At 63.2% G+C, this 18,458-nt stretch carries 29 protein-coding genes; 21 read left to right on the top strand and 8 right to left on the bottom strand.

Annotation, left to right across the window (positions count from 1 at the left end):
- The first annotated feature begins 19 nt into the window (after positions 1-19).
- Positions 20-586: a hypothetical protein gene (locus AC3A6B_RS25835; protein WP_487839501.1), complete on the top strand. Its 567-nt coding sequence runs from the start codon at positions 20-22 to the stop codon at positions 584-586.
- A gap of 196 nt (positions 587-782) precedes the next feature.
- On the top strand, positions 783-968 hold the full coding sequence (locus AC3A6B_RS25830; protein ID WP_487839500.1) for a hypothetical protein: 186 nt from the start codon (positions 783-785) through the stop codon (positions 966-968).
- Between the two features lie 52 nt (positions 969-1,020).
- On the opposite strand, the gene AC3A6B_RS25825 is transcribed toward AC3A6B_RS25830, so the two are convergent.
- A complete protein-coding gene (locus tag AC3A6B_RS25825; protein WP_487839499.1) occupies positions 1,021-1,323 on the bottom strand; it encodes a hypothetical protein in 303 nt (100 codons plus the stop codon).
- Positions 1,324-1,506: 183 nt separating this feature from the next.
- Between AC3A6B_RS25825 and AC3A6B_RS25820 the strand changes: the two genes are divergently transcribed.
- From AC3A6B_RS25820 to AC3A6B_RS25740, 17 genes are all read left to right on the top strand, one after another.
- Positions 1,507-2,043, top strand: coding sequence for a hypothetical protein (locus AC3A6B_RS25820; RefSeq protein WP_487839498.1), 537 nt, complete (start codon positions 1,507-1,509; stop codon positions 2,041-2,043).
- Positions 2,044-2,097: 54 nt separating this feature from the next.
- Complete coding sequence (locus AC3A6B_RS25815) at positions 2,098-2,442, top strand: hypothetical protein (protein WP_487839497.1); 345 nt, start codon at positions 2,098-2,100, stop codon at positions 2,440-2,442.
- 282 nt (positions 2,443-2,724) lie between these two features.
- Positions 2,725-2,988 (top strand): hypothetical protein, encoded by a 264-nt coding sequence (locus AC3A6B_RS25810; protein WP_487839496.1) that lies wholly within the window; start codon positions 2,725-2,727, stop codon positions 2,986-2,988.
- A gap of 338 nt (positions 2,989-3,326) precedes the next feature.
- Positions 3,327-3,506: a DUF3606 domain-containing protein gene (locus AC3A6B_RS25805; protein WP_487839495.1), complete on the top strand. Its 180-nt coding sequence runs from the start codon at positions 3,327-3,329 to the stop codon at positions 3,504-3,506.
- 378 nt (positions 3,507-3,884) lie between these two features.
- On the top strand, positions 3,885-5,321 hold the full coding sequence (locus AC3A6B_RS25800; protein ID WP_487839494.1) for a tyrosine-type recombinase/integrase: 1,437 nt from the start codon (positions 3,885-3,887) through the stop codon (positions 5,319-5,321).
- Positions 5,322-5,377: 56 nt separating this feature from the next.
- A complete protein-coding gene (locus tag AC3A6B_RS25795; protein ID WP_487839493.1) occupies positions 5,378-5,587 on the top strand; it encodes a hypothetical protein in 210 nt (69 codons plus the stop codon).
- On the top strand, positions 5,547-6,005 hold the full coding sequence (locus AC3A6B_RS25790; protein ID WP_487839492.1) for a hypothetical protein: 459 nt from the start codon (positions 5,547-5,549) through the stop codon (positions 6,003-6,005). The genes AC3A6B_RS25795 and AC3A6B_RS25790 overlap by 41 nt, the downstream gene beginning before the upstream one ends.
- Positions 6,006-6,022: 17 nt before the next feature.
- On the top strand, positions 6,023-6,658 hold the full coding sequence (locus tag AC3A6B_RS25785; protein ID WP_487839491.1) for a hypothetical protein: 636 nt from the start codon (positions 6,023-6,025) through the stop codon (positions 6,656-6,658).
- A 143-nt stretch (positions 6,659-6,801) separates the two neighbouring features.
- Positions 6,802-7,038 (top strand): helix-turn-helix transcriptional regulator, encoded by a 237-nt coding sequence (locus AC3A6B_RS25780; RefSeq protein ID WP_487839490.1) that lies wholly within the window; start codon positions 6,802-6,804, stop codon positions 7,036-7,038.
- Between the two features lie 8 nt (positions 7,039-7,046).
- The gene (locus tag AC3A6B_RS25775) at positions 7,047-7,397 is read left to right on the top strand and encodes a hypothetical protein (protein ID WP_487839489.1); all 351 of its coding nucleotides are present in this window, start codon (positions 7,047-7,049) and stop codon (positions 7,395-7,397) included.
- Between the two features lie 71 nt (positions 7,398-7,468).
- Complete coding sequence (locus AC3A6B_RS25770) at positions 7,469-8,248, top strand: helix-turn-helix domain-containing protein (RefSeq protein ID WP_487839488.1); 780 nt, start codon at positions 7,469-7,471, stop codon at positions 8,246-8,248.
- Between the two features lie 81 nt (positions 8,249-8,329).
- The gene (locus AC3A6B_RS25765) at positions 8,330-8,533 is read left to right on the top strand and encodes a helix-turn-helix transcriptional regulator (RefSeq protein WP_487839487.1); all 204 of its coding nucleotides are present in this window, start codon (positions 8,330-8,332) and stop codon (positions 8,531-8,533) included.
- 140 nt (positions 8,534-8,673) lie between these two features.
- On the top strand, positions 8,674-9,375 hold the full coding sequence (locus AC3A6B_RS25760; protein ID WP_487839486.1) for a hypothetical protein: 702 nt from the start codon (positions 8,674-8,676) through the stop codon (positions 9,373-9,375).
- A gap of 61 nt (positions 9,376-9,436) precedes the next feature.
- Positions 9,437-9,772 (top strand): hypothetical protein, encoded by a 336-nt coding sequence (locus tag AC3A6B_RS25755; RefSeq protein ID WP_487839485.1) that lies wholly within the window; start codon positions 9,437-9,439, stop codon positions 9,770-9,772.
- On the top strand, positions 9,769-10,734 hold the full coding sequence (locus AC3A6B_RS25750) for a hypothetical protein (RefSeq protein ID WP_487839484.1): 966 nt from the start codon (positions 9,769-9,771) through the stop codon (positions 10,732-10,734). Before AC3A6B_RS25755 ends, AC3A6B_RS25750 begins: the two co-directional genes overlap by 4 nt.
- Positions 10,727-11,356: a hypothetical protein gene (locus tag AC3A6B_RS25745; protein WP_487839483.1), complete on the top strand. Its 630-nt coding sequence runs from the start codon at positions 10,727-10,729 to the stop codon at positions 11,354-11,356. Before AC3A6B_RS25750 ends, AC3A6B_RS25745 begins: the two co-directional genes overlap by 8 nt.
- Positions 11,353-11,580, top strand: coding sequence for a hypothetical protein (locus AC3A6B_RS25740; RefSeq protein ID WP_487839482.1), 228 nt, complete (start codon positions 11,353-11,355; stop codon positions 11,578-11,580). The genes AC3A6B_RS25745 and AC3A6B_RS25740 overlap by 4 nt, the downstream gene beginning before the upstream one ends.
- A gap of 209 nt (positions 11,581-11,789) precedes the next feature.
- Here AC3A6B_RS25740 and AC3A6B_RS25735 read toward each other — a convergent pair whose 3' ends face one another.
- Positions 11,790-11,945 carry a hypothetical protein gene (locus AC3A6B_RS25735; RefSeq protein ID WP_487839481.1) on the bottom strand — a complete coding sequence of 52 codons (156 nt, stop codon included), beginning with the start codon at positions 11,943-11,945 and terminating at the stop codon, positions 11,790-11,792.
- Positions 11,946-12,041: 96 nt separating this feature from the next.
- Between AC3A6B_RS25735 and AC3A6B_RS25730 the strand changes: the two genes are divergently transcribed.
- Complete coding sequence (locus AC3A6B_RS25730) at positions 12,042-12,269, top strand: hypothetical protein (RefSeq protein ID WP_487839480.1); 228 nt, start codon at positions 12,042-12,044, stop codon at positions 12,267-12,269.
- Here AC3A6B_RS25730 and AC3A6B_RS25725 read toward each other — a convergent pair.
- The 6 genes from AC3A6B_RS25725 to AC3A6B_RS25700 form a co-directional block, all read right to left on the bottom strand.
- Positions 12,259-12,957 (bottom strand): hypothetical protein, encoded by a 699-nt coding sequence (locus tag AC3A6B_RS25725; protein WP_487839479.1) that lies wholly within the window; start codon positions 12,955-12,957, stop codon positions 12,259-12,261. The two genes, AC3A6B_RS25730 and AC3A6B_RS25725, sit on opposite strands and share 11 nt — an antisense overlap.
- Before the next feature lie 294 nt (positions 12,958-13,251).
- Positions 13,252-13,809 carry a hypothetical protein gene (locus AC3A6B_RS25720; RefSeq protein ID WP_487839478.1) on the bottom strand — a complete coding sequence of 186 codons (558 nt, stop codon included), beginning with the start codon at positions 13,807-13,809 and terminating at the stop codon, positions 13,252-13,254.
- Positions 13,810-14,048: 239 nt separating this feature from the next.
- Positions 14,049-15,635: an ATP-dependent nuclease gene (locus tag AC3A6B_RS25715; protein WP_487839477.1), complete on the bottom strand. Its 1,587-nt coding sequence runs from the start codon at positions 15,633-15,635 to the stop codon at positions 14,049-14,051.
- Between the two features lie 33 nt (positions 15,636-15,668).
- The gene (locus AC3A6B_RS25710; protein ID WP_487839476.1) at positions 15,669-16,721 is read right to left on the bottom strand and encodes a hypothetical protein; all 1,053 of its coding nucleotides are present in this window, start codon (positions 16,719-16,721) and stop codon (positions 15,669-15,671) included.
- A gap of 169 nt (positions 16,722-16,890) precedes the next feature.
- Positions 16,891-17,523: a hypothetical protein gene (locus AC3A6B_RS25705; protein ID WP_487839475.1), complete on the bottom strand. Its 633-nt coding sequence runs from the start codon at positions 17,521-17,523 to the stop codon at positions 16,891-16,893.
- A gap of 214 nt (positions 17,524-17,737) precedes the next feature.
- Complete coding sequence (locus AC3A6B_RS25700; protein ID WP_487839474.1) at positions 17,738-17,947, bottom strand: DUF4431 domain-containing protein; 210 nt, start codon at positions 17,945-17,947, stop codon at positions 17,738-17,740.
- A gap of 62 nt (positions 17,948-18,009) precedes the next feature.
- Between AC3A6B_RS25700 and AC3A6B_RS25695 the strand changes: the two genes are divergently transcribed.
- Entirely contained in the window at positions 18,010-18,309 is a 300-nt protein-coding gene (locus AC3A6B_RS25695; RefSeq protein WP_487839473.1) for a hypothetical protein, read from the top strand.
- The last annotated feature ends 149 nt before the right edge of the window (positions 18,310-18,458 follow it).

Genomic DNA, 18,458 nt, shown 5'->3' with positions numbered 1-18,458 from the left:
GTGATAGGCTGCGCCGAATATGCCGTCGGCCATCGAACTCGCCCAGGGTGATCCGCAGCTGATCGCGGCGATCCGGCGCAGCCGGCGCCTGCTCGGCCGCAAGGCGCTGATCGCCGCCGCCGCGAGTGCGGTTCCGCTTCCCGGCGTCGACTGGGCCGCCGACGCGGCACTGCTCTCGCGGGTGGTGCCCCAGATCAGTGCGGAATTCGGCCTCTCGGCGACCCAGATCCAGCGCCTGGCGCCCCACCAGCGTGAGCGCGTGCAGCAGGCGGCCGCCGCCGTCGGCGCCCTGCTGGTGGGCAAGCTCGTGACCCGCGAACTGCTGATCAAGCTGGCCCGCCATGCCGGCATCCGTCTGACCGCCAAGCAGGCCACCAAGTACGTACCCATTGCGGGCCAGATCGTCTCGGCGGCGCTGGGCTACGCCGCCTTGCGCACGCTGGGCGAGCTGCACATCAAGGAATGCGTGCAGGTGACGCAATCGGTCCGGCACCTGCTTCCGCCGCCTGAAGGCGCGCCCCGCGCCGAGCGACCGGCGGCGCCCTCACGCCTCCGCCAGACATGGAATCGACTCCGGCTGCACTGACCGGGCAGTGCCTTTGCCCCCACAAGCTGTTGGCTTACCACGCCATGAAATCCGGCGCAATTGTTCAGGCGGGTCATAATGCGGCCGAAGCGACAGGCTCCGAATCAGGGGCGAGCCCCCGAAGGCCAAACAGGGACCAAGGTGAGGAGAGCGAAAGATGAATGAGACAGACCTCGCAACATCGATAGAGCGACTCATGGCCCGAGTCGACTACTACCTGCACTGCGAGCTGGATGAAGAGTACGACCACGACCGCCCGGACACGGCGCGCCGTCAGTTGGAGACGGCCCTGCGGCAGGAGCTGCTGCGCGCGAGCGCCGTCGGTATCGTCTCCGCAATCTCGAGCACACACCCGGCGATCGGCGGCAATGAGGCGGCCTGAAACGCAGAAATCCCTAAAGAGGCCCGCAAGCCAATAGGCATGCGGGCCTTTCTTATTTGGCCCGGTTCTGCAGCGCGTCCGCGAACTTCAAGACGTTCTTCGATACGGCGCCCATGATTTCCCGGTCTTCCAAAAGACTGCCCAGTTGCTGATGAAGTTGCAACAGCGCCGGTGTGGGCATCACGATGGTCTGAATCGGCTTCGGCACCTCACCGGATCGCGCTTCAGTTCCGAAAATGAGCTTGGAGACCGACGGTCCGACGGCAATTTGCGCGATCTGATCCACATACACCGTGGAAGGAGACTGCAGGACCGGTTCCGTCGTGGTAGGTTTTGGTGGCGTTGGTATGTTCATACCAAGGTTTCTACTCCACTGGTCCTACCTGGTTCCTATAGGCCATTCGTGGTATGGAGGAAGGGCCACGTGAGGCGTAGAACATTTCCGCCCGATGGGCCTGCGTGTCTGTCTGCTGGTGTGTCCTGAAGTGAGTGGCTCGGGCCCTGGTATCACTGCCCGTGGCGGGGCAAGGGGAAGATCATGGACAAGCCTCATGGTAAGACTGTGCTCTGCGCTTCCGCGGCCGCGGCGGCGATGATGGTGTTGGGCTCTGCATGGGCGCACGAGCAAGGCCGAATGACGGGTGGCGGAAGCTTTTTCTGCAGCGAGCTCGCGACAGGGAACCAAAGAGTGACGCACGGGTTCGAGTTGCATTGCAAGACCGACGAACAGCCCAGCCCCGCAGAGCCGAACAATCTGGAAATCAACTTCTCCGGTGGCGACAATTTCCATCTGACCACGTTGACGAAGGCCCTGTGCACCAACGAGCCGGACATCGAACCACAACCTCCGACTGCGCCCTTCGACACCTTCGCGGGAGCGGGAACCGGCACCTTCAACGGTCAGCCGGCGTCGATCACATTCACGTTCACGGATGGCGGAGAGCCTGGCACCAAAGACACTGCCCTGGTCATCATCACTTTGGCGGGCGCGACGACTCCAGTGCTCAATTGCGACACAGCCAGCCCGCTGACCTTCGGCAATCATCAAGCGCACAGACTGACCGGCAACAAGTAGTCAACGAGGTCTCGCAATCCGAAGGGCTCCGTTGTGGCGAAAAGAAAACCTGGAGTGCGCCGGGCGCTGGCCGGCATTTGCCTGGCAGCGCTGTCGGTGCCCCCAGGCGCGCCGCTGGTCGCGGCCGAGATCGAGAAGGCGCCCTCCGCCAGGGCCGAGGCGATGGGGCAAGCCGCCGGTGTCCACGTCGAGAGCGACGAATCGGCAAGCCTCGGCGGGGCACTCTACAGCCCGTTCAGCACCGCTTTCGACCCGGCGGCGGCGACGCCCAAGGCCTACGCCACACCGAGGCGACAGAACGGAGACGAAGGATCGGCCGGCTTGGTCCCAACGACGATCGCAACCTTCGTCGCCCTGGGCTTGCTCCTCGCTCTTGTCCGCTTCCTCATTGTGGGTTGAACAGTTGCGCTCTCTCTGGGCCTTACCCGGTGCCAGCTTCACCGACGCCGCCTCGCAACGCCATCTTTGCGACTGCCTCGGCAAAAGCCATCAGCTCGTCGGATAGCGGTGCCCCGGGCGCGAGTACGCCAGCGCGCTCCGCCAGCATCTGGCAGGCCGCGCGCGAAAGCACCGTAGGGACTGGGCTTGCAGTACCTGGGTCTCTCGAAGAAGGCGCTGAGGGGGCCGTCATTGTCTTGCTCGAAAGCCGGAAGACCGCTGATTGCCTCTTGGCTTCCGGCGATGAGCAACTGGGTCCTTCGAGGGCGCGAGGAGGCGCTGCAACAGTCTTCGCTCCGCAATTGCGACCCTCGCGAACAGCAGCAGATCGGCGTCGACAGGCCCCGGACCTCCACCTTCAATCTGCTCCCTGAAGGCGACAACGATTCGGCCCACTACCGCATTGCGAACCTGCCCAGCCGCAAGCCAAGCCTTACGCACGCTTCGGCGGGAAGGATCGATCGCGGCATTCAAGATCGTTGCCATAGCGCTCCAACAGCCCGCTGAAATTCACCCCTTCTGCGGCCCGTGCATGTGAAAACATCCCATATGTAGTTCTATTGTCTTACTTTTCGCCATGTTGTCCAGGTCTTCGCCAAAAATGCGATCCTCCATTGCGGAGAGTTCGCCAGCCGAATGTGCGCTTTCCCCAATGCCGGCTATGGAGGCGCGATCAGCATAGGCGACAGCCCGCGTAGGTGATCCATGACACCCGGAGTCCCTGATGTCCTTCACGGTGGCTGTAAGCGGCATGCGTGAATCGCCTTCGTACGATGCAGGGTCTGTCGGCAACTGAGCGTCGCTGGCAGCCGGACCCTATGGATTGGATGAAGGAGCACGAAAAGATGGCAGACGACAAGACGAAGGTGGGCGGCCAGGACCGCACGCGCATCAACCTGATCGAAGACTATGAAGTCAGGTACTGGTGCCAATTGCTGAGCATCAATGAGGAGCAGCTGCGCATGGCAGTGGCGGCCGTGGGCGACGAGGCTGACGCGGTTCGCGCGCACCTCGGGAAGAATTGAGGCCGCAAGGCCTGATCCATTCGCTCAGGGCGCTCGGCGGCCCGAAGCCCGCGAGACGTGCACCGTCACCACCTGCGCCGGTTCAGACATAGGCAGATGATCCGACACGCTGCCGCCCGACCGGAGGGCGGGCTGCAAAGCCAAAAGCCTGCTATCTATTGGATAGCAGGCTTTCTGTATTGCACGCGGGTTTGGTGGTAGGACGTACTGGATTCGAACCAGTGACCAACGGATTAAAAGGCAGATTCCAGGTCAGCTGCCAATGTCAAATCTTGTCACGATTCATTGAATTGAATGTATATACGATAAGCACTTAGCAGTGTTTGTTATCCGTTTGTGTATCATGATGTCTACCAAAATCCAAAAACGGATCGTGACATGGATCGTGACACAAGCGCCATTCAACCCGCTCTCCGCCGCACCGCCCCAAAGGCGTTAACCACTACCGCGATCAGCGCGCTCAAGCCCGGCAAGATGCTGGCCGACGGCGCCATTCGTCCCGGCGCCGGAAGCCTCAAGATTCGGAAGCGGATCACTGCGGGCGGCACAGTCGTGGAGTGGGTCTTCGAATGGCACCGCGAAGGCAAGACCTCGCGCCAGTCGATCGGCCGGTACAGCATCAACGAGGCCGAGAACTGCCTGACCCTGCCGCAGGCGCGCGCCGAGGCGGCCCGCCTGCAGGCGAGCATTAAGGCTGGCGAAGACCCTGCCGCGCAACGCGAGATCGACCGCGCGGAGAAGAAGGCGCAGCAGGCCGCTACTGTCGCCAAGGTCCGGGACGCTGCTGAGAAAACGCTAAAGGCGATGCTGCAGGCCTACGTTGCTGCGCTGCGCGACAAAGGCAAAGACGGCACCGCCTACGACGTGGAGAACATGTTCACCAATCACGTCGAACTGGCGTTCCCCGACTTGGCGGCACTGCCGGCCGCTCAGATCACGCCCGAACACGTCTCGCGCATCCTCGCTCGACTGGTGGGCACCGACGTGAAGCAAAAGAAGGGGCGCACGGCGCTCAAGCTGCGCTCGTTCATGTCGGCCGCGTTCAAGCTGGCGCTCGGCGCCGCCACCGACCCGATGGCTCCCACCGCCGCCGCCGGCTTCGGCCTGACGTACAACGCCGCCGCCGCTGTTCCCGCCGGCAAGATGGCCGCGGCGTTCAACCGGCCGGGCGAGCGGGTGCTATCCGTCGAAGAACTGCGCCGCTACCTCGCGCAAGTCGCCGCCCTGCCCTCGACGCTCACGCGCCTCGCGCTGCAGCTACAGGTTGTCTCCGCCGGCCAGCGCTTCCAACAGCTGCTCCGCCTGCGCCACGAGGACGCGAACGGGCAAACCTTCGTTCTGTTCGACCCCAAAGGGCGCCGCAGCCAGCCTCGCCAGCACGTGCTCCCGCTGGTGCCGGAAATCACCGAAATCCTCGACGAGCTGCGGGCAATCAACCCGATCGAGAACGGCGACACGACCGCCCTGCTCTTCGCGAGCCGCGGCGGCCCCGTGGCGCCGGCTACGCTGTCCAACGCGGTGCAGGAAATGTCGGTCGCCATGGTGCAAGCCAAGCAGGCTCAAGCGCCTTTCAGGGGCGGCGACATACGGCGCACGATCGAAACTATGCTGGCCGAAACGCTTCGCATCAGCAAGGACACCCGCGCGCAGCTTCTGAGCCACGGGCTGACCGGCGTGCAGGACCGCCACTATGACAAGGGGCAGCACCTTGACGCCAAGCGCGCCGCGCTGCGCGCGTGGAACGACTTCCTCGCCGATCAATGCATTGGCGCGCCGACTGCCGACAACGTTGTGCCGCTGCACCGCGCCGCCTGAGAAAACCGCGAAGCCCCGGCGCGGACCATCCGGGGTGAGAAGCAAGAATGAGGGCTATGAACCATCTCCAATTTGCCGAGGCCCGCGATCAATTTGCAGACATCTGTGCGCGCCGCCTGCAGGCGCTGGACGCCGAGATTGCCGGCGCCATTGGCACTCGACTGACAGCCTTGAAGCGCGAACGCGCAGGCGTCGCCGCCGCGGGCCACGCGGCTGACGCAACCGATGCGTCCACTGCCGCTGATCTGGCCGCAGTCTGGCGCTGAGCCTTCGATGTACGAACAGGACGCACTCTGGCTCGCCGCGCTGGTCCGAGGCACAGCCGATGTGCTGGCCGATGACGTGGCGCTGCGGCTGTTGTTGCTGCGCGCCAAGCATGTCGGGCGTGGTGATGCCGGAATGATGGACCTGATCCGCCGGGCCGAGGATGCGCGCGCCGCCGCCTTGCAGGCGATCGATGTGGCGTTCCTGCAGGGCCTGATCAGCGGCACCGCGGACTACTTCGACGACGGGCTCTATGCGCGCCTCGAACCGCTGCACGCCAAGTACGAGAACAACCCAGCAATGTTGGCGATGTTCAACACTGCCGCGACGGTCTATGGCGATGCCGTGGTGGCCGCCGCAGAGTGGTGCCTCGCCGGCATCGAAGCGCAGGAAGCAATTGAACGCGCCAGCGAACACTAGGCGCAACGGGAGATCAAGTGGAGAAAGAGGACTCCTTTCAGGCGCGCGAGTTCTTGAGGGCTCTGCGGGTGTCGCCCGTCGAGGCCGCGCCGGCCGTCGAGAAGCTGGCGCGGTGGCTCGAAGCCGCGCTCGATACGTTGGAGGCAGCGGAAGTGGAGTCGGCCGGCTACGAACGGGATCGAGTGGAAAGCTACGAACAGGGCCGAAAGCATGGCCTTGAGCAGGCGCAGAGCCTGATCGACACCGAGATCGAAGAACTACAGGATGAGGCGGAGCGGGATACGTCGCTCGCTGAGAAGTCACTGGAGCGCGTCTGGTATGAGATCGACAACGCGGCCAAGTTCTGCTCGGACGAGTATGAAGAGCCGGACCAACTGGTCGACGCGCCAGCAAGGAAGCCGCAGGCCGCGCGGCCCCCAGCGCCACAGGAGCCACGCACCTTGAGGGACATCGCTCTCTCGATGTTTGACCACCCAGGCACCCGGCTCCTTCGCAAGGAAGTCGTGCAGCACCTGATGAGCCTCGACAGAGACCCGAAGGTGAGTGAAGCGAACGCGGGAGGGGTGATCGGGGGGCTTGTCAGCCTGGAGCGGCTCAAGCAAACGAGGGAGCGCGTCAACGGGAAATCACAGAACGTACTGACGCTCCCCTGATCCACGCCAACGTCCACGAATAGAGCCCGGCCCCTGCCGGGCTTCGTCACTTCTAACGCTGAAATTAACGCTGGAAAAAGGCGCCGGCAGCGGCGCCCCCTCGACGGCACAGTGCTTCCCGTTGTCTCAACGAGAAGCAAGATATGCCGCAACAAGTCAAACCGATCGAGAAGAAGGCCCGCAAGGTCCAGCCGCTGGAAGCGGCGAACAACCCCAATGCGCTGTTGCAGTTCTCCACGGTGTGCGACCTCGCAGGCCTCTCTCGCGCCACGATCCACCGCTTGATCCAGAAGGGCCAATTCGTTGAGCCCGTGCGCCTTTCGAGCCGCTGCACGCGCTTCCGCGCAGGTGACGTGACGGCGTGGCTGGCTTCCAAGTAAGGGCTGCCGTGGATCGCAAAATCATCCTCGTCGGCACCCTCGGTCGCGATGCCGAAAAAAACGCCTCGGCCCATTTCTGGACCGAGGCCAAGGTGACGGATCAAGTCGTTCCGCACGCTCCCCAACGCGCGAGCACGAGTATCCGGTTCAACAGCGCCGCCAACTCCCTGCTCTTTTCCGATGTGAAGGCGTTCGCTACCCTGCAGGCCAGCTTCGCCCTGTGCGGGTGGCAGTTGGAGCCGGCCCCTCGCATTGATGGCAGCACTGCGTATCTCGTCTCGCGCTGGGACCACATGCGCATCCTGAAAGACCTTGGCCAGGTACGTGCCCTGCTCGCAGAGATCGGAGGTGCAACGTGAACTTCCCGACTGCCTCGCTTCAGTTCGCCCCCATGCCCCCGCAACCCCTCTCACGCCTCGCCGCCGCCGCCATGACCGCACTTGCTTCCTCCCCCATCCCCATCCCCGCCGCCACGCCCGTTGCTGAAACGGAGACTCCCAATCACGATAGCGATCTCGCCGCGCGCTGCGGGCCGTTCGCTGGATTGCTCGCGCCTGCTGGCCGCTCGGCCCTTGCTGACGAACTCGATGAAGCGGCCGAGCCGCAGGAGGCGGGCCGCGGGCATTTCACGACGACTCGGGGTTTGGTCGCGAACGTCGTAGGGCGCCGTATCGCTGCGGCTCGCGAGATCAATGGCATGAGCCAGACCGAACTTGCAAAGGCGATCGGCTACAAAAATTCAGCCCAACTCTGCCAGTGGGAATGGGCCAAGCGCCCGCCCACTCTCTCTGTGCTGATCGCGCTTTCGGATGCGCTTTCGGTCACGACCGACTACTTGCTCGGCCGCTGCGACGACCCCGAGCGCGACCTGCGCGCAGTGCGCCGCTACTCGGCCATTCGCGCAGTGCGCACCATGATGGCCGCGGCAGCAGAGCGCGTCGTGGAAGCATTCGACACTGATGAGCGCGTGGTCGGGGCAGGCACCGCCGAGATCCGGGCTCTGGTGCAAGCCGCGGAGGCCTGCGTGGCACGTTCCGGGCGTCTGCGCAGTGGGCATGGCGGCAAAGAGGAAATGCTCGACGCGATCGACCGCTTGGAAGGCGCGGCACTCAAGGTCAGCATTCTCATGAAGCGGCACGACGACGAAGACGCGCGCCAACGCGAACGCCTCGCGCTGATCGCCGCGAACGACGCACGCGGCGCCACTTGAACGCAGATCGGGAAAAGCGCTCCCGGTCGATCCGCCTTGACTCGCGACGATCCAGGCTTCTCCACCCAAACCATTCCATCCATGGACCAATCCATCGAAAAACTGCTCGAAGAGCGCGAGGTTGCGGAGGTGCTGCGGGTCAGCCCCGAAACCCTCGCCGATTGGCGGAAGTCGGGCGATGTGGCGCTTCCGTTCCTGCGGCTCGGTCCGCGCCTGATTCGGTATCGGGCCAGCGACGTGCGGGCTCTCGTCGAGACCGTGCCCATCCTGCAGGAGGCCGAGTGATGTTTGCCGTCCTTCGCGCAACTGCCCGCCATCTCGGCCTCGCCGAGGCACCTGCGAGCCCCGCAGCACCTTCGAAGTCGCGTTCTGCACCCTTGCCCTGTCCCTTCACTCAATCGTCGCGCCAAGCGCCCCCTATCACCATGAACAGCATCTCCACCGCCCCCTTCGCCCGCTCGCCGTTGAACACCGGCGCCAGCCTGACCGCCGCGCAGATCGATACCGTCTCTGCGCTGTATCGCAATCCCATGGTTCAGCGGGCAGCCGGCGAGGCCCGCTCGGCCTTGTTGCGTGCTGTCGAGTTCGCCTCATTTCGCGGGCTGATTAACTCGGCGAGCGAAGCCGCGGGCGACGATCTGAGCCCGGACCGTGTCGCTGCCGTACTCAAGCACCTGAGCGAGCATGCGGAAGCCGCGCTTGTGGATGCGCGTGCCGATCAGGCGGAGCACGACAGCATCGTCAAGGCCCGTCGCGATCAACTGCAGCCGCTGCGGAATGCCGTGAGCCAGCGCCTCAACACGCTGCAAGTCGAGTTGGACGCCTTGTGCAGGCAGGCCGATTCGCTCTCCCGGCCGCCGGTCGAACAGGTGACCAATGCCGAGGCGCGTCGGATGCTGTTGCAGGCCGCTGGAGTTACGGCCGAGCAGATGGCCGCATTGACCGTCAACGCGGGTCCGAGCCGCGAAGAACGCCGCGAGCAGGGTCAAGCCCGTATCGCCGAGATCAAGGCGCTCATGCAGCCGCTGCTCAAGTTCAGTGAGACCGGAGACGAGGCGGTGCTGGCTGGCATCGCCGAGTTCGAGCCGCTTATCGCAGCGCAGCACGCCGTCGAAGCTCGCGAATAGACGCCCCAAGAACCAATTACTTCACCCCACGCGTATGTGTGTGCGCGTAGATACCAGCGTCATGAAACAAAAGAACAGGGTCTTTTTCCCGATCGATCCGGCGATGGCCGAGCAGATCGAATCGGTGCGCAGTCAGAAGCGCGCTCGCAGCCTCGCGCGGCAGTGCGCGAGCCAGATGCGCCGCCTCGTCGAGATCGCCGCGTTCGAGCACTTCCTGGCTGAGGCCGCGCGCGAGTTCGAACGCACTGGCATCGCACCTGTCAACACGCTCTTGCGGCGGCTGGACGCACTCGTGGTCGAGTTGGATGCCACGCACGCCGAGCAACGCGCGGCGCGCTCCGATCGTCTGCTCGGTGGTCGGACCCTCGCCGAGGTCATTGGGGAGTGCATCTCGTGACCGCGCCGCGCGTCCGCAACGCCATGCAGGCGCTGAACCGCCAGCGCATGCAGGAACTGGAGTCCCGCCGGCAGGCCCGGACCATCCTGCAGCCGGACGAAGTGGCCGGTCGTCTGAGCCCCGCGCGCCTCCTGACGACCACATTGGGCGGGCAAGTGCGCCCGATCACCCCGGCTGACCTCCGTGAGTTCAAGAAAGCCGTGGCGGTACTCGGGGACAAGGCGCGGCAGGGCCTGACCGCGAAGGAGGCGCTGGGCCTGTCGCGCGCCGTGGATATCGAGCGCGCCAAGGCTGAGATCCGCTATTCCCTGCCGGTGCGCCTCATGGCTGGCAAGGTGCACCTCGTGACCGACAGTGGCCCGCGTTCCAAGGTCAGCCGGCACCACGTCAGCATCGAGTTCGAGCAGTACGCCGCGGCGCTCGCGCGGCCCGGCACTTCGACGCAGGCAGCCCAGTGGTTGCTGAAGGATGGCGGCTTGCGCTTTGAGTGCGACTGCGAGCACTTCCGCTATTTCTTGCGCTTCATCGCGACGGCCGGCAGTTGGCTGCCTTCGGCTTCGAGGCCTGAGCACGGCTTTCCGAAGCTCACCAATCCGACGCTGGACGGCGCCTGCTGCAAGCACCTGACGCGCGTCATGACTGACCTGCAGTACAGCGGGGGCCTGCGCCAGCGCGTCGCGCAAATGATCGAGGCCGATCGCGCGCGGATCGACAAGCCGGGCAAGGCCAAGCCCAAGGTCTTCACTGTCGCCCAGCGCGATGCCGAGGCCATGTTGCCCAAGCGTGCCCGCCGCATCGTGGTTCAGCCCCATCAGCGCGGAGCCAAGCTGCCACCGCCGGCCAGCGCCGACGACATCCGCAAGGCCATGGCCGCATACACCGGCCGCAGCGACCCCAACTCGGCCGCTATCGCCCGCGCGCTGCAGGCGCTTCTCGCGCAGCAAGGGAGTGCCCGTGCCTGACATCGCGAAGCACCTTGAACAGGCCGCCCGGCTGCGCACGCTGGTCGCCATTGGCCGTGTCAACGCCAGCAGCCGCCACCAATCCATCAATCAACCCGGAGCAACGCCCGCCATGCAACCCGAACCCTATCCCGAGCCCGCCCCCGACGACCAAGCGCGGGCTCTCGCCGCTGATCTGCTGCAGAGCGTCGCGCTCAATGCCACCGGCCAGCCTTTCGACGACGATGATCCGGCCACGTGGGCCGAAGCCGACGCTGCGGTGCCCGAGATCGTGCGTCGCGGTCAAGTGCGTTTCAAGATCATCGACGCCGACGCACGCGCGCTCGCCCTCGCCGCCGGTGCGGTCGAGGATGGGGCGCCGCCCGTGCTGAGCATGCGCGTGCTGTTCGATCAAGCCGCCGGGCGGCCTGAGCCCTGTGCCGGTCAGTACGTGACGCTGCAGGCCGACGAGAACGTGACGCTCATCTTCCGCGTTTGGATCACGCACGCCGACCTCCACGACCCGGCGGCACCCGACTTCGGCACCGAGGCGCAGCGCGATCCTTTGCTCCACGCCCTGCAGCCCGGCGAGGCACTGCTGGTGCAGGTGCTGCCCGAGGAAGAAAGCGAGGCCGGCCAGTGATCCCGGATCAATTTGCACGGCAGACCGCCGAGATCGAGGCTCTGCTGAAGAAGTCGCGCCTCGCCACTACGGCGATCGCGGAGAAGCGGGCCACGCGCGCCGCACAGGCGCCGAGCCACATTCCGCGCATTGCCCCGCGTCGCGTCGACCCAGCGCCGCCGCCCGTGCCGCAGCGTGATCGTTTTATGGACGCGATCGTCGTCCGCCTGCGCACGAGGGGTTGAACGTCGCGACGACTCTGAAACACGACTCATAAGGGTTCCTGATCGGCGCGATCAGCGATGGCAATAGCGACCTGTTGCGCGGCCATCAGGCCAGCGTGTCCCTTTGGGAGGGCATTCGCTCCGAGGCGTCGGCCATGGGTCGCGCGATCGGCGTGCGCGCGCAGGTCGCTGCGCACACCAGCAGTGAGAGCCCTGCTTATTCCAGACTTTCACCGACCTGCGCGCGCCTCGCGCCCGACATTCTTGCTGCGCGACTGCATGACTGACGAGTAGTTCGAGGCCGCGCTGGTCGCAATGAGCAGGAGGTGGAACGCGGCCATCGACGCCTTCCTCGCCACGTGGAGCCGAGCGGGCGCGTTCGTCATGAGCGAGGTCCGCAATCGCCTCGAAGCGCAGGCCCGCATTTGGGCCGCCCGCTACCGTCAGCCGTTTCGCGTCGTCAGCGTCCAGAGGTCCGCGCCGTGATCTGGCCGCTGGTCTACTGGGCGACCCCGACGCTGGTGACGTTGTGGGTTCTGCGCCTCTACCGCAGCGGCTGGATCAAGGCGACCGAGCAACTGCACGACCGTGCCGATCGCGCGCGGCCTGCTCGAGCTGATCTACCTCTTGATGGCGGCTGCGATGTGGGCCGCCTACTGCTGGGTTTCGGCGGCCGCGTAATGTCGGAGCGCGTGCCACTCAACGTGTAGAGGGACCGCTGAAGATGCGGTAACCCCTGATGGCGACGATTCCGCCGCCATCCCAAACAAGCACCTCTTCGCTCTTGACGCCTTCGAGGGTCGAGACGGTGAATTGCACAACCAAGCCGTCAGCGGTTAAGTAGCCACCTCGATAGGCCCGCCCGTAAGTCGGCGGCACGGACTGGACGAGCCCCTTTCCCGCGGCTGGATCAACCATCGTTTCGGCCTGCTGCTTGAGCCCAACCTGAATCAGGCCAAGCCACGTCGCGGCGAACACCTGCGGCTCTGCCAGGACTTCGGAAACTTGTCCTTCGAGCCGTGAAGCTATCGGGTGCGGCGGCAAATGCGGGGGCGCCTGTGAAGGCGCCGTTGCCACAATGTCCGCCGGCGACAGTGGGGATCGTGGCCACGTGAACCACAGTGCGGGCGCGACCAGCAATGCCGCGAGGCCGAGCATCAAAATCTGATGTGACTGCCTCGCGCGCATCGGTGCGCCAAACTTTTCGACCTCATCCGGCGTAGCGATGCGCACAAGCGCGGTCTTCTCTTTTTCCTCGCGCTGGAGCTTTCCCAACTCGGCGCGCAGTTTCCGCGTCTCCAACACTTGCTTAACGAACAGCAGCACGCCGGCCAAATAGCCAAAGAGCGTCAATGCGAACGGCCAATGAGTCGATAAGGCGTCGAGTGCTTCGCGCATGGCGAGGCAGCCTACTCCGAGCAGGCCGTCCCGGCAATCACCGGCCTCGTGGAGCACGCGCGGCTACCAGTCCTGAGCCGGATCTGTCGCTTCCACAATAAAACGAGCCGGCCGCGCGCGGCATTCGCGCGTGCTGGCACGCGGCTATCGAGCGCGCACGCTACTGGCAGCTCAGGTGATCCATCAGCGTTCGCGAGGCGTACAGCCGCACGGGCCAGATCATGAGGACAGGCCCCGCCTTAGCGGCCGACGCGCGCTTGGCGCAGGCAGTAGCGAACGCACGGCCTTGCGCACTCAAACTGATCGAGCGAGCGCGTTCATTTGACCTTCGAGTGACATGATTAATATGACCAACCGAGTCCGCACATGCTGAGCTAGATCGATGAAGGAGTGAAAGTTCGTCAGTAGTAGTCGAGGATCGAAGGCGACAAGGAGCCGTTGACTATCGGAGAACTGATCGGGCACCTCGACCAGCGAAAATCGGTGCGTCCAGTCGGAGTGCGCGACTACTTGATCCCGAAGCGTCATCACAAGTTGATGTTCCGCTGCGTGCTCAGGATGGCCTTCGAATAGCTGGATATCGTCGGGCTTGATGAGCTTGTCGGCGACGCCATTGGAGCGTGAAGCCACGAAAGGTCGTGCGTAGCTGATGATCGCCGCCATGCCAAGGGCTGCCTCCAAGTGGTCGTTATGGGGGCTATGTTCGCCTTCAGGAGTGCCCCGAATGCTCCTAAATGTCTTTGCGAACTCTTCTGCCTCGCCAATGTCATGAATGGCGACGTGCACCCGGTTGGCGAAGCGCTGCAGAGACTGAAGTTTTAGATTCACGCCATTCGAGAGAGTTGACTGCATGATCCCCTGGAAGGATCTACGCAGCCAGATTCTGCCGTGGTGACGGCGCGGGGTCCTCACATCGCTGCGCTAGACGGCTTACACAAGCGACTCATCGCCGTCGGCAAGCGTGCGTTGGTCGCGGAACACAAGCGACGTGATTGCGAAAGAGCGAAATCAGCCAGAACGTGCCCGGCGTCGCGCACGTGCAGACCGGCGGGCTGGGCGGCGCATCATGGCGGTCTATGCGCCGCAAGGGGCTAGACCACCCTTCGTGGGGGCAAGTAGGGAGTTAGTGCCGCCTCCAGCGCTGCGTGCAAGGTTGCGAAGCCCGCTTCGCTTGAACCCAAGGCTGTCTTGATAATTTCGCAGTACCGCTCTTTGTTGATGCCCAAACTCGTTGCCGCCGGTCCCAGCAGCGGCTTGCCAGGAAGAACTCTGAGAAAGACCGCTGAGTCTTGCGACTGCACCGCAGCATCTACAAGAGCCGCTTCTTCTTGCCAAATTTGATCCGGGCGCGTGACAGGTAAGGTGTTTGAAATATGTGTCGTCAAGGCACTTTGGAGCGCCAAACGATCGTTGAAATCCGCAGTACTAGCGAAACCCCGTTCCAATAACATCATCGATCTCGCTTTAAAGCGTTCGCATATAAGTTTATTGGCGAGTACACCAGCCATTTGTCTTTGCCAGTTCAGAAGTGCGGAGGCATATGATTGCTCTGCACTGGCTGCAAGTCCAAGATGAGCCGCGACGGCCAGATACACAGATTTGAGCACATAAAGGCTTTCCACCTCATGCACGGGCAAAACGTGTAGTCCGTGCACATTTGAAAGCAGCTCATCGGGCCAATGATCGCGATCGATTATCCCGATTGCTTCGAAGCCACTGACTATTGAAGAAGTCTGGAAGGCTGCAGTGCACCGCTTCACATTTTCGCAGCCGCCCACCGGCACCAGTGCAGTGCCTCGATCATTGAACCACGCTCGCAGCAACTCTTGATCAAGGCTTTTTTCCTCACGCCCTTCACAGAACACAAGTCGCTTTGCGTACACTGAAAATGAAGCTGCTCCCAGGATCGATGCCACATCGTCCGTCGGCAGAGCGTCGCCTGGGGCGATTAGCTCGGGAACCTGATTGGGACGAGCCAGAACTATGCTTGCATCCTTTCGTGATAACGCAAAATTTAAATCATGCGTCACATAGACAAAGCGCTTGTCGCTGCAGAGGGACTCTAGAGCATCCCAAAAACGAACTGCCAATCGAGAGTGAAAATGGGTCTCAGGTTCATCGACCACAACAATGGAGTGTGACGAGTCAAGGATTCTGGCTGCAAGATATAGCCCAGTTCTTTCGCCGTCACTCATGTGTTTAGCTGTATATGTGGCGGCGCCCAGATACTCATTTGAGACTGTCGCGCTAAAGTCGCTGAAAGCAATAGTTCTTCCGGGGAAAACCGTCTTCCATAGCGCGCGCGTCTTATTTAGAACGGTTTCGGGGAGGGTTTCCGGTGTGGTTCCCGCCTGAAGCTGATCATAGATTCGCATTGCTTCTACAGCGTGCGAACTCCACAATTTCCCAAACAATGCGTCGATGTCTGGAATAAGCTCCCAATACGTGTTTCTTCTCTGATTGGTTCTATTATTTAGCTCGTTGATTGCCGTTTGGAGAGTCCAGTTTGGAATTTGATCGGGAAGCGCAATGTTGCGGACGGCCCCGATAAATTCTGCATTTCCAGCGCCTGTCATCTGCACAGCCAGTCGCGTTTTGCCCGAGCCGTTTGCTCCCAAGATGACAACAGGCGCCGCGCCGACGAGTGGGGCGGCCAATCCGGGAATAGTGATATCCATTGGTTCTCCGTTTGTTTTTTGAAATGAGACGGTTTATTTTTTAGCGCTCGGCGAGCTTGCGACGGTAGCGTCACGTCTCGTGTCCACCGCCGGCGGCGATGTCGGCGCCGCCACACGTATACCTTGTTGTTCGAGTTGTGCCCCCAGCGCGCGGATTGCTACGAGTTGCTTTAGCAAGAGAGTTTCGTGGCGCGCACGGGCGTCGTCGTCCATCTTTCGATCTGCGGCTGCAGCGTCGTTCTGAAGTTGCATGATGTGGTACGGCACGATGGCAGACGCGAGAAGCGCAAAGAGCGCGATGCCTAGCGACCACCTGGATAGACGTAGTGCTCGCTTCGACGCGAGGTCCGCCGCCTTGCTTGCCTCTTCCCACTTCGGGACAACGTCGAGCGTGATCGTCCGCAGCAGTTCGGATTCGCTACTTGCGAGGACGGCAAGTTGCGTGGCGATGTTGTCCAACTTCTGCACGGCAATCTCGCCGGACTTCACCAGCGGCGAGACGCCCATGTCGTGCAGTTTGAAGGGTGGCGACTCGAAGGTGATTTCCTGCTTCGCACGCCGCAGCAGAGATTCGGCGGGCACTGCCATGGAGGTCAGATTGCGCGCCGCTGCCTGCATGGCGCCAAGGCTCTTCGACATCTCGGACTGAAGCGCGGTGCCGATCGAGTCGTAGGACTGGCGGACGCGTCGTGTGGTGTCGGCCAGATCACGAGCCTGCTGACGCACGTTCGAGCCGACTTGTTCAACGGGCTCGCGGCCGCCCGGGTGCAGCATCGTACCGATCGCCTGCGCTGCGGCCCCGGCAAGGTTGTCCAGTGAGGAGATGTTGTCGACCTCTTCCTCGGTCAGCGGCTCGTCGTGCGCGGTCTTGCTCCGCGAAAGCAGCCGCCTGACGGCTTCACGACCGAGCGCCGCGTCGGAGACTGCGGGATCATCGATCAGCGGTGCCAGAGCCTCCAGATCGCCAATGCTCAAGTGCCGGGCGTAGAGCGTCCCATCATCGGTCTCCAGTTCTACTCGCCGCCCAATCAGGTCGTCGAGCTTCAAGCGCTTCGGCTTCTCGGGAGGCGTCGCATTGTTGTTCATGAGTGTTCCGCGCATGTCGGCCGCCGCGTGGCGTACTCGCGATGGGAGGCCGCTCGTTGATGTAGTGGGCCGTGTCGATTGGCTGCCAGCCTCATTGTCCCTCCCGTGCGATTCGGATCGACCATCGGGGTTGGGGCGCGGAGAGAGCGGGGCCCCGGGCGGGTGTGGCTTACCGGGCGCTTGGCTCGCTGCGCTTGTCCACCACCTCGATCAACTTCTCCGACCGAGGCAATGGCGCCATCGTTTGGAAGAAGACCAGGTCCGCTTCGATGATCTTCTTGAGCTCCGCCGCGGAGATCGGCTTCTCCAGCCGTTTGAACTTGTCGAGCACCTGGTAGTGGCAGGCATCCCGCTGGCCCCCGTGGTCCAAGGTCTCGACCTTCCCCGTGCCGTACCCGTAGCCCACGATACCGACACGATTCGAATACAGGAACACAACATCGCCCTTGCGGATTCGATCGATGTTTTCCGTCCAGGGCTTGTAGAAGGCCGCGGCGCGACCGCCGGCGAGCATCCATTCGTGATCGCGGTTGCCGTGGGCCCTGTTCGTGTTCAGGAGATAGAACTTGCCGGCTTTCTCGCTGGGTGCGGGCTCCTCTACGGGGCGGTCCAGTTTGATGCGAGCCTGTTCGAGCCCCTCCTGGATAAGGCCCAGCAGGGTCACCTGCTTCGATGTTTGGAGCTTCTCCGTCAGTTCCTCGATCTCGCCATGGACGTTCAGCGGGATTCGGACTGTAACGATGACGGTCTCTTCTTTCGTGCGTTCGTTGGCTTGCCTAATGAGTTCGTCGAGGGCGGGCATGGCGATCCTTTTGGTATTGAAGGACGCCATCCTACATGATGTGAATCATCAAAAGATTCATAGCATGAAGCTAATTGTGATTCAACTGATGATGACATCGACAGCCGGCGAAGCTGCCTCGTGGCATCGGTCTACTCGGCTTCGGTCGCGCCTAGTCGCAACGGGCGGGCCGGGCGGCGCGTGAATGGCGCTGGCGGGTCGCTAACTACCGCCGTCACCTAGTCGGCGCGATTGCTGTCGGCGTCACCAGCATGTCGGTCTGGTGGTTGCCGTTGTCAGAGTGAAAGAGCGTGCCCATCACCGTGGCGCGCTTGCCCTTGGAGGGCACGGTCGAGCAGGCGCAACTCCTGCTTAGGCTCGCGCCGGTCGAGATCTTCGACGCCGGCCCGGCGCCGGCCGCGCCGCCCAAGGAGCCGAAGCCCAAACCTGAACGCGCAGCCGAAGGGTCCGCCGCCGGCGGATGCTTCCCTCTTCTGAAGGCCGCGCATGACGATCATCCTCCACGTGGAAGGCGCAAACCCAGAGCAGCTGGAGCGCGGCCTGGCCGCTGCGCGCGCCGTGTTCGAGGCAGCAGACATCTCGCCCTGGGCTGCGGCGCTCGCGCATCACGCGCGCGAAGGCTGGGACGTTGGCGGGTTCGTCGACGAGCTCGAACCGACACCCGAGCAACACACGGCAGCCGCCGTGCTGGCCGATGCCAGGGCAGCTGCCATCGAAGCCTGCTGTGCAGGCTGGTCAGTGCCGCTGCCGGCAGCTGAGCTGAGCATCTCGCCACCGAGATCCTGAGCGACCTCGGGGGCTGCTCTAGCTTTCCAGCAGCAGGGGGATCTGCTTGCCCTTGCGCGGATATGCCCTGTCTGGGCTGCTGCCGGTTTCAAAGACACCTTGTTAAGGTGGAAGATGAAACCGGAGGTGGTTCATGGGAACGAGAAGGC

The sequence above is a fragment of the Variovorax sp. Soil_C_33 genome (genome assembly GCF_057656935.1).
The sequence above is the reverse complement of the archived record's forward strand: the minus strand, read 5'-3'. Positions and strand labels throughout refer to the sequence as shown.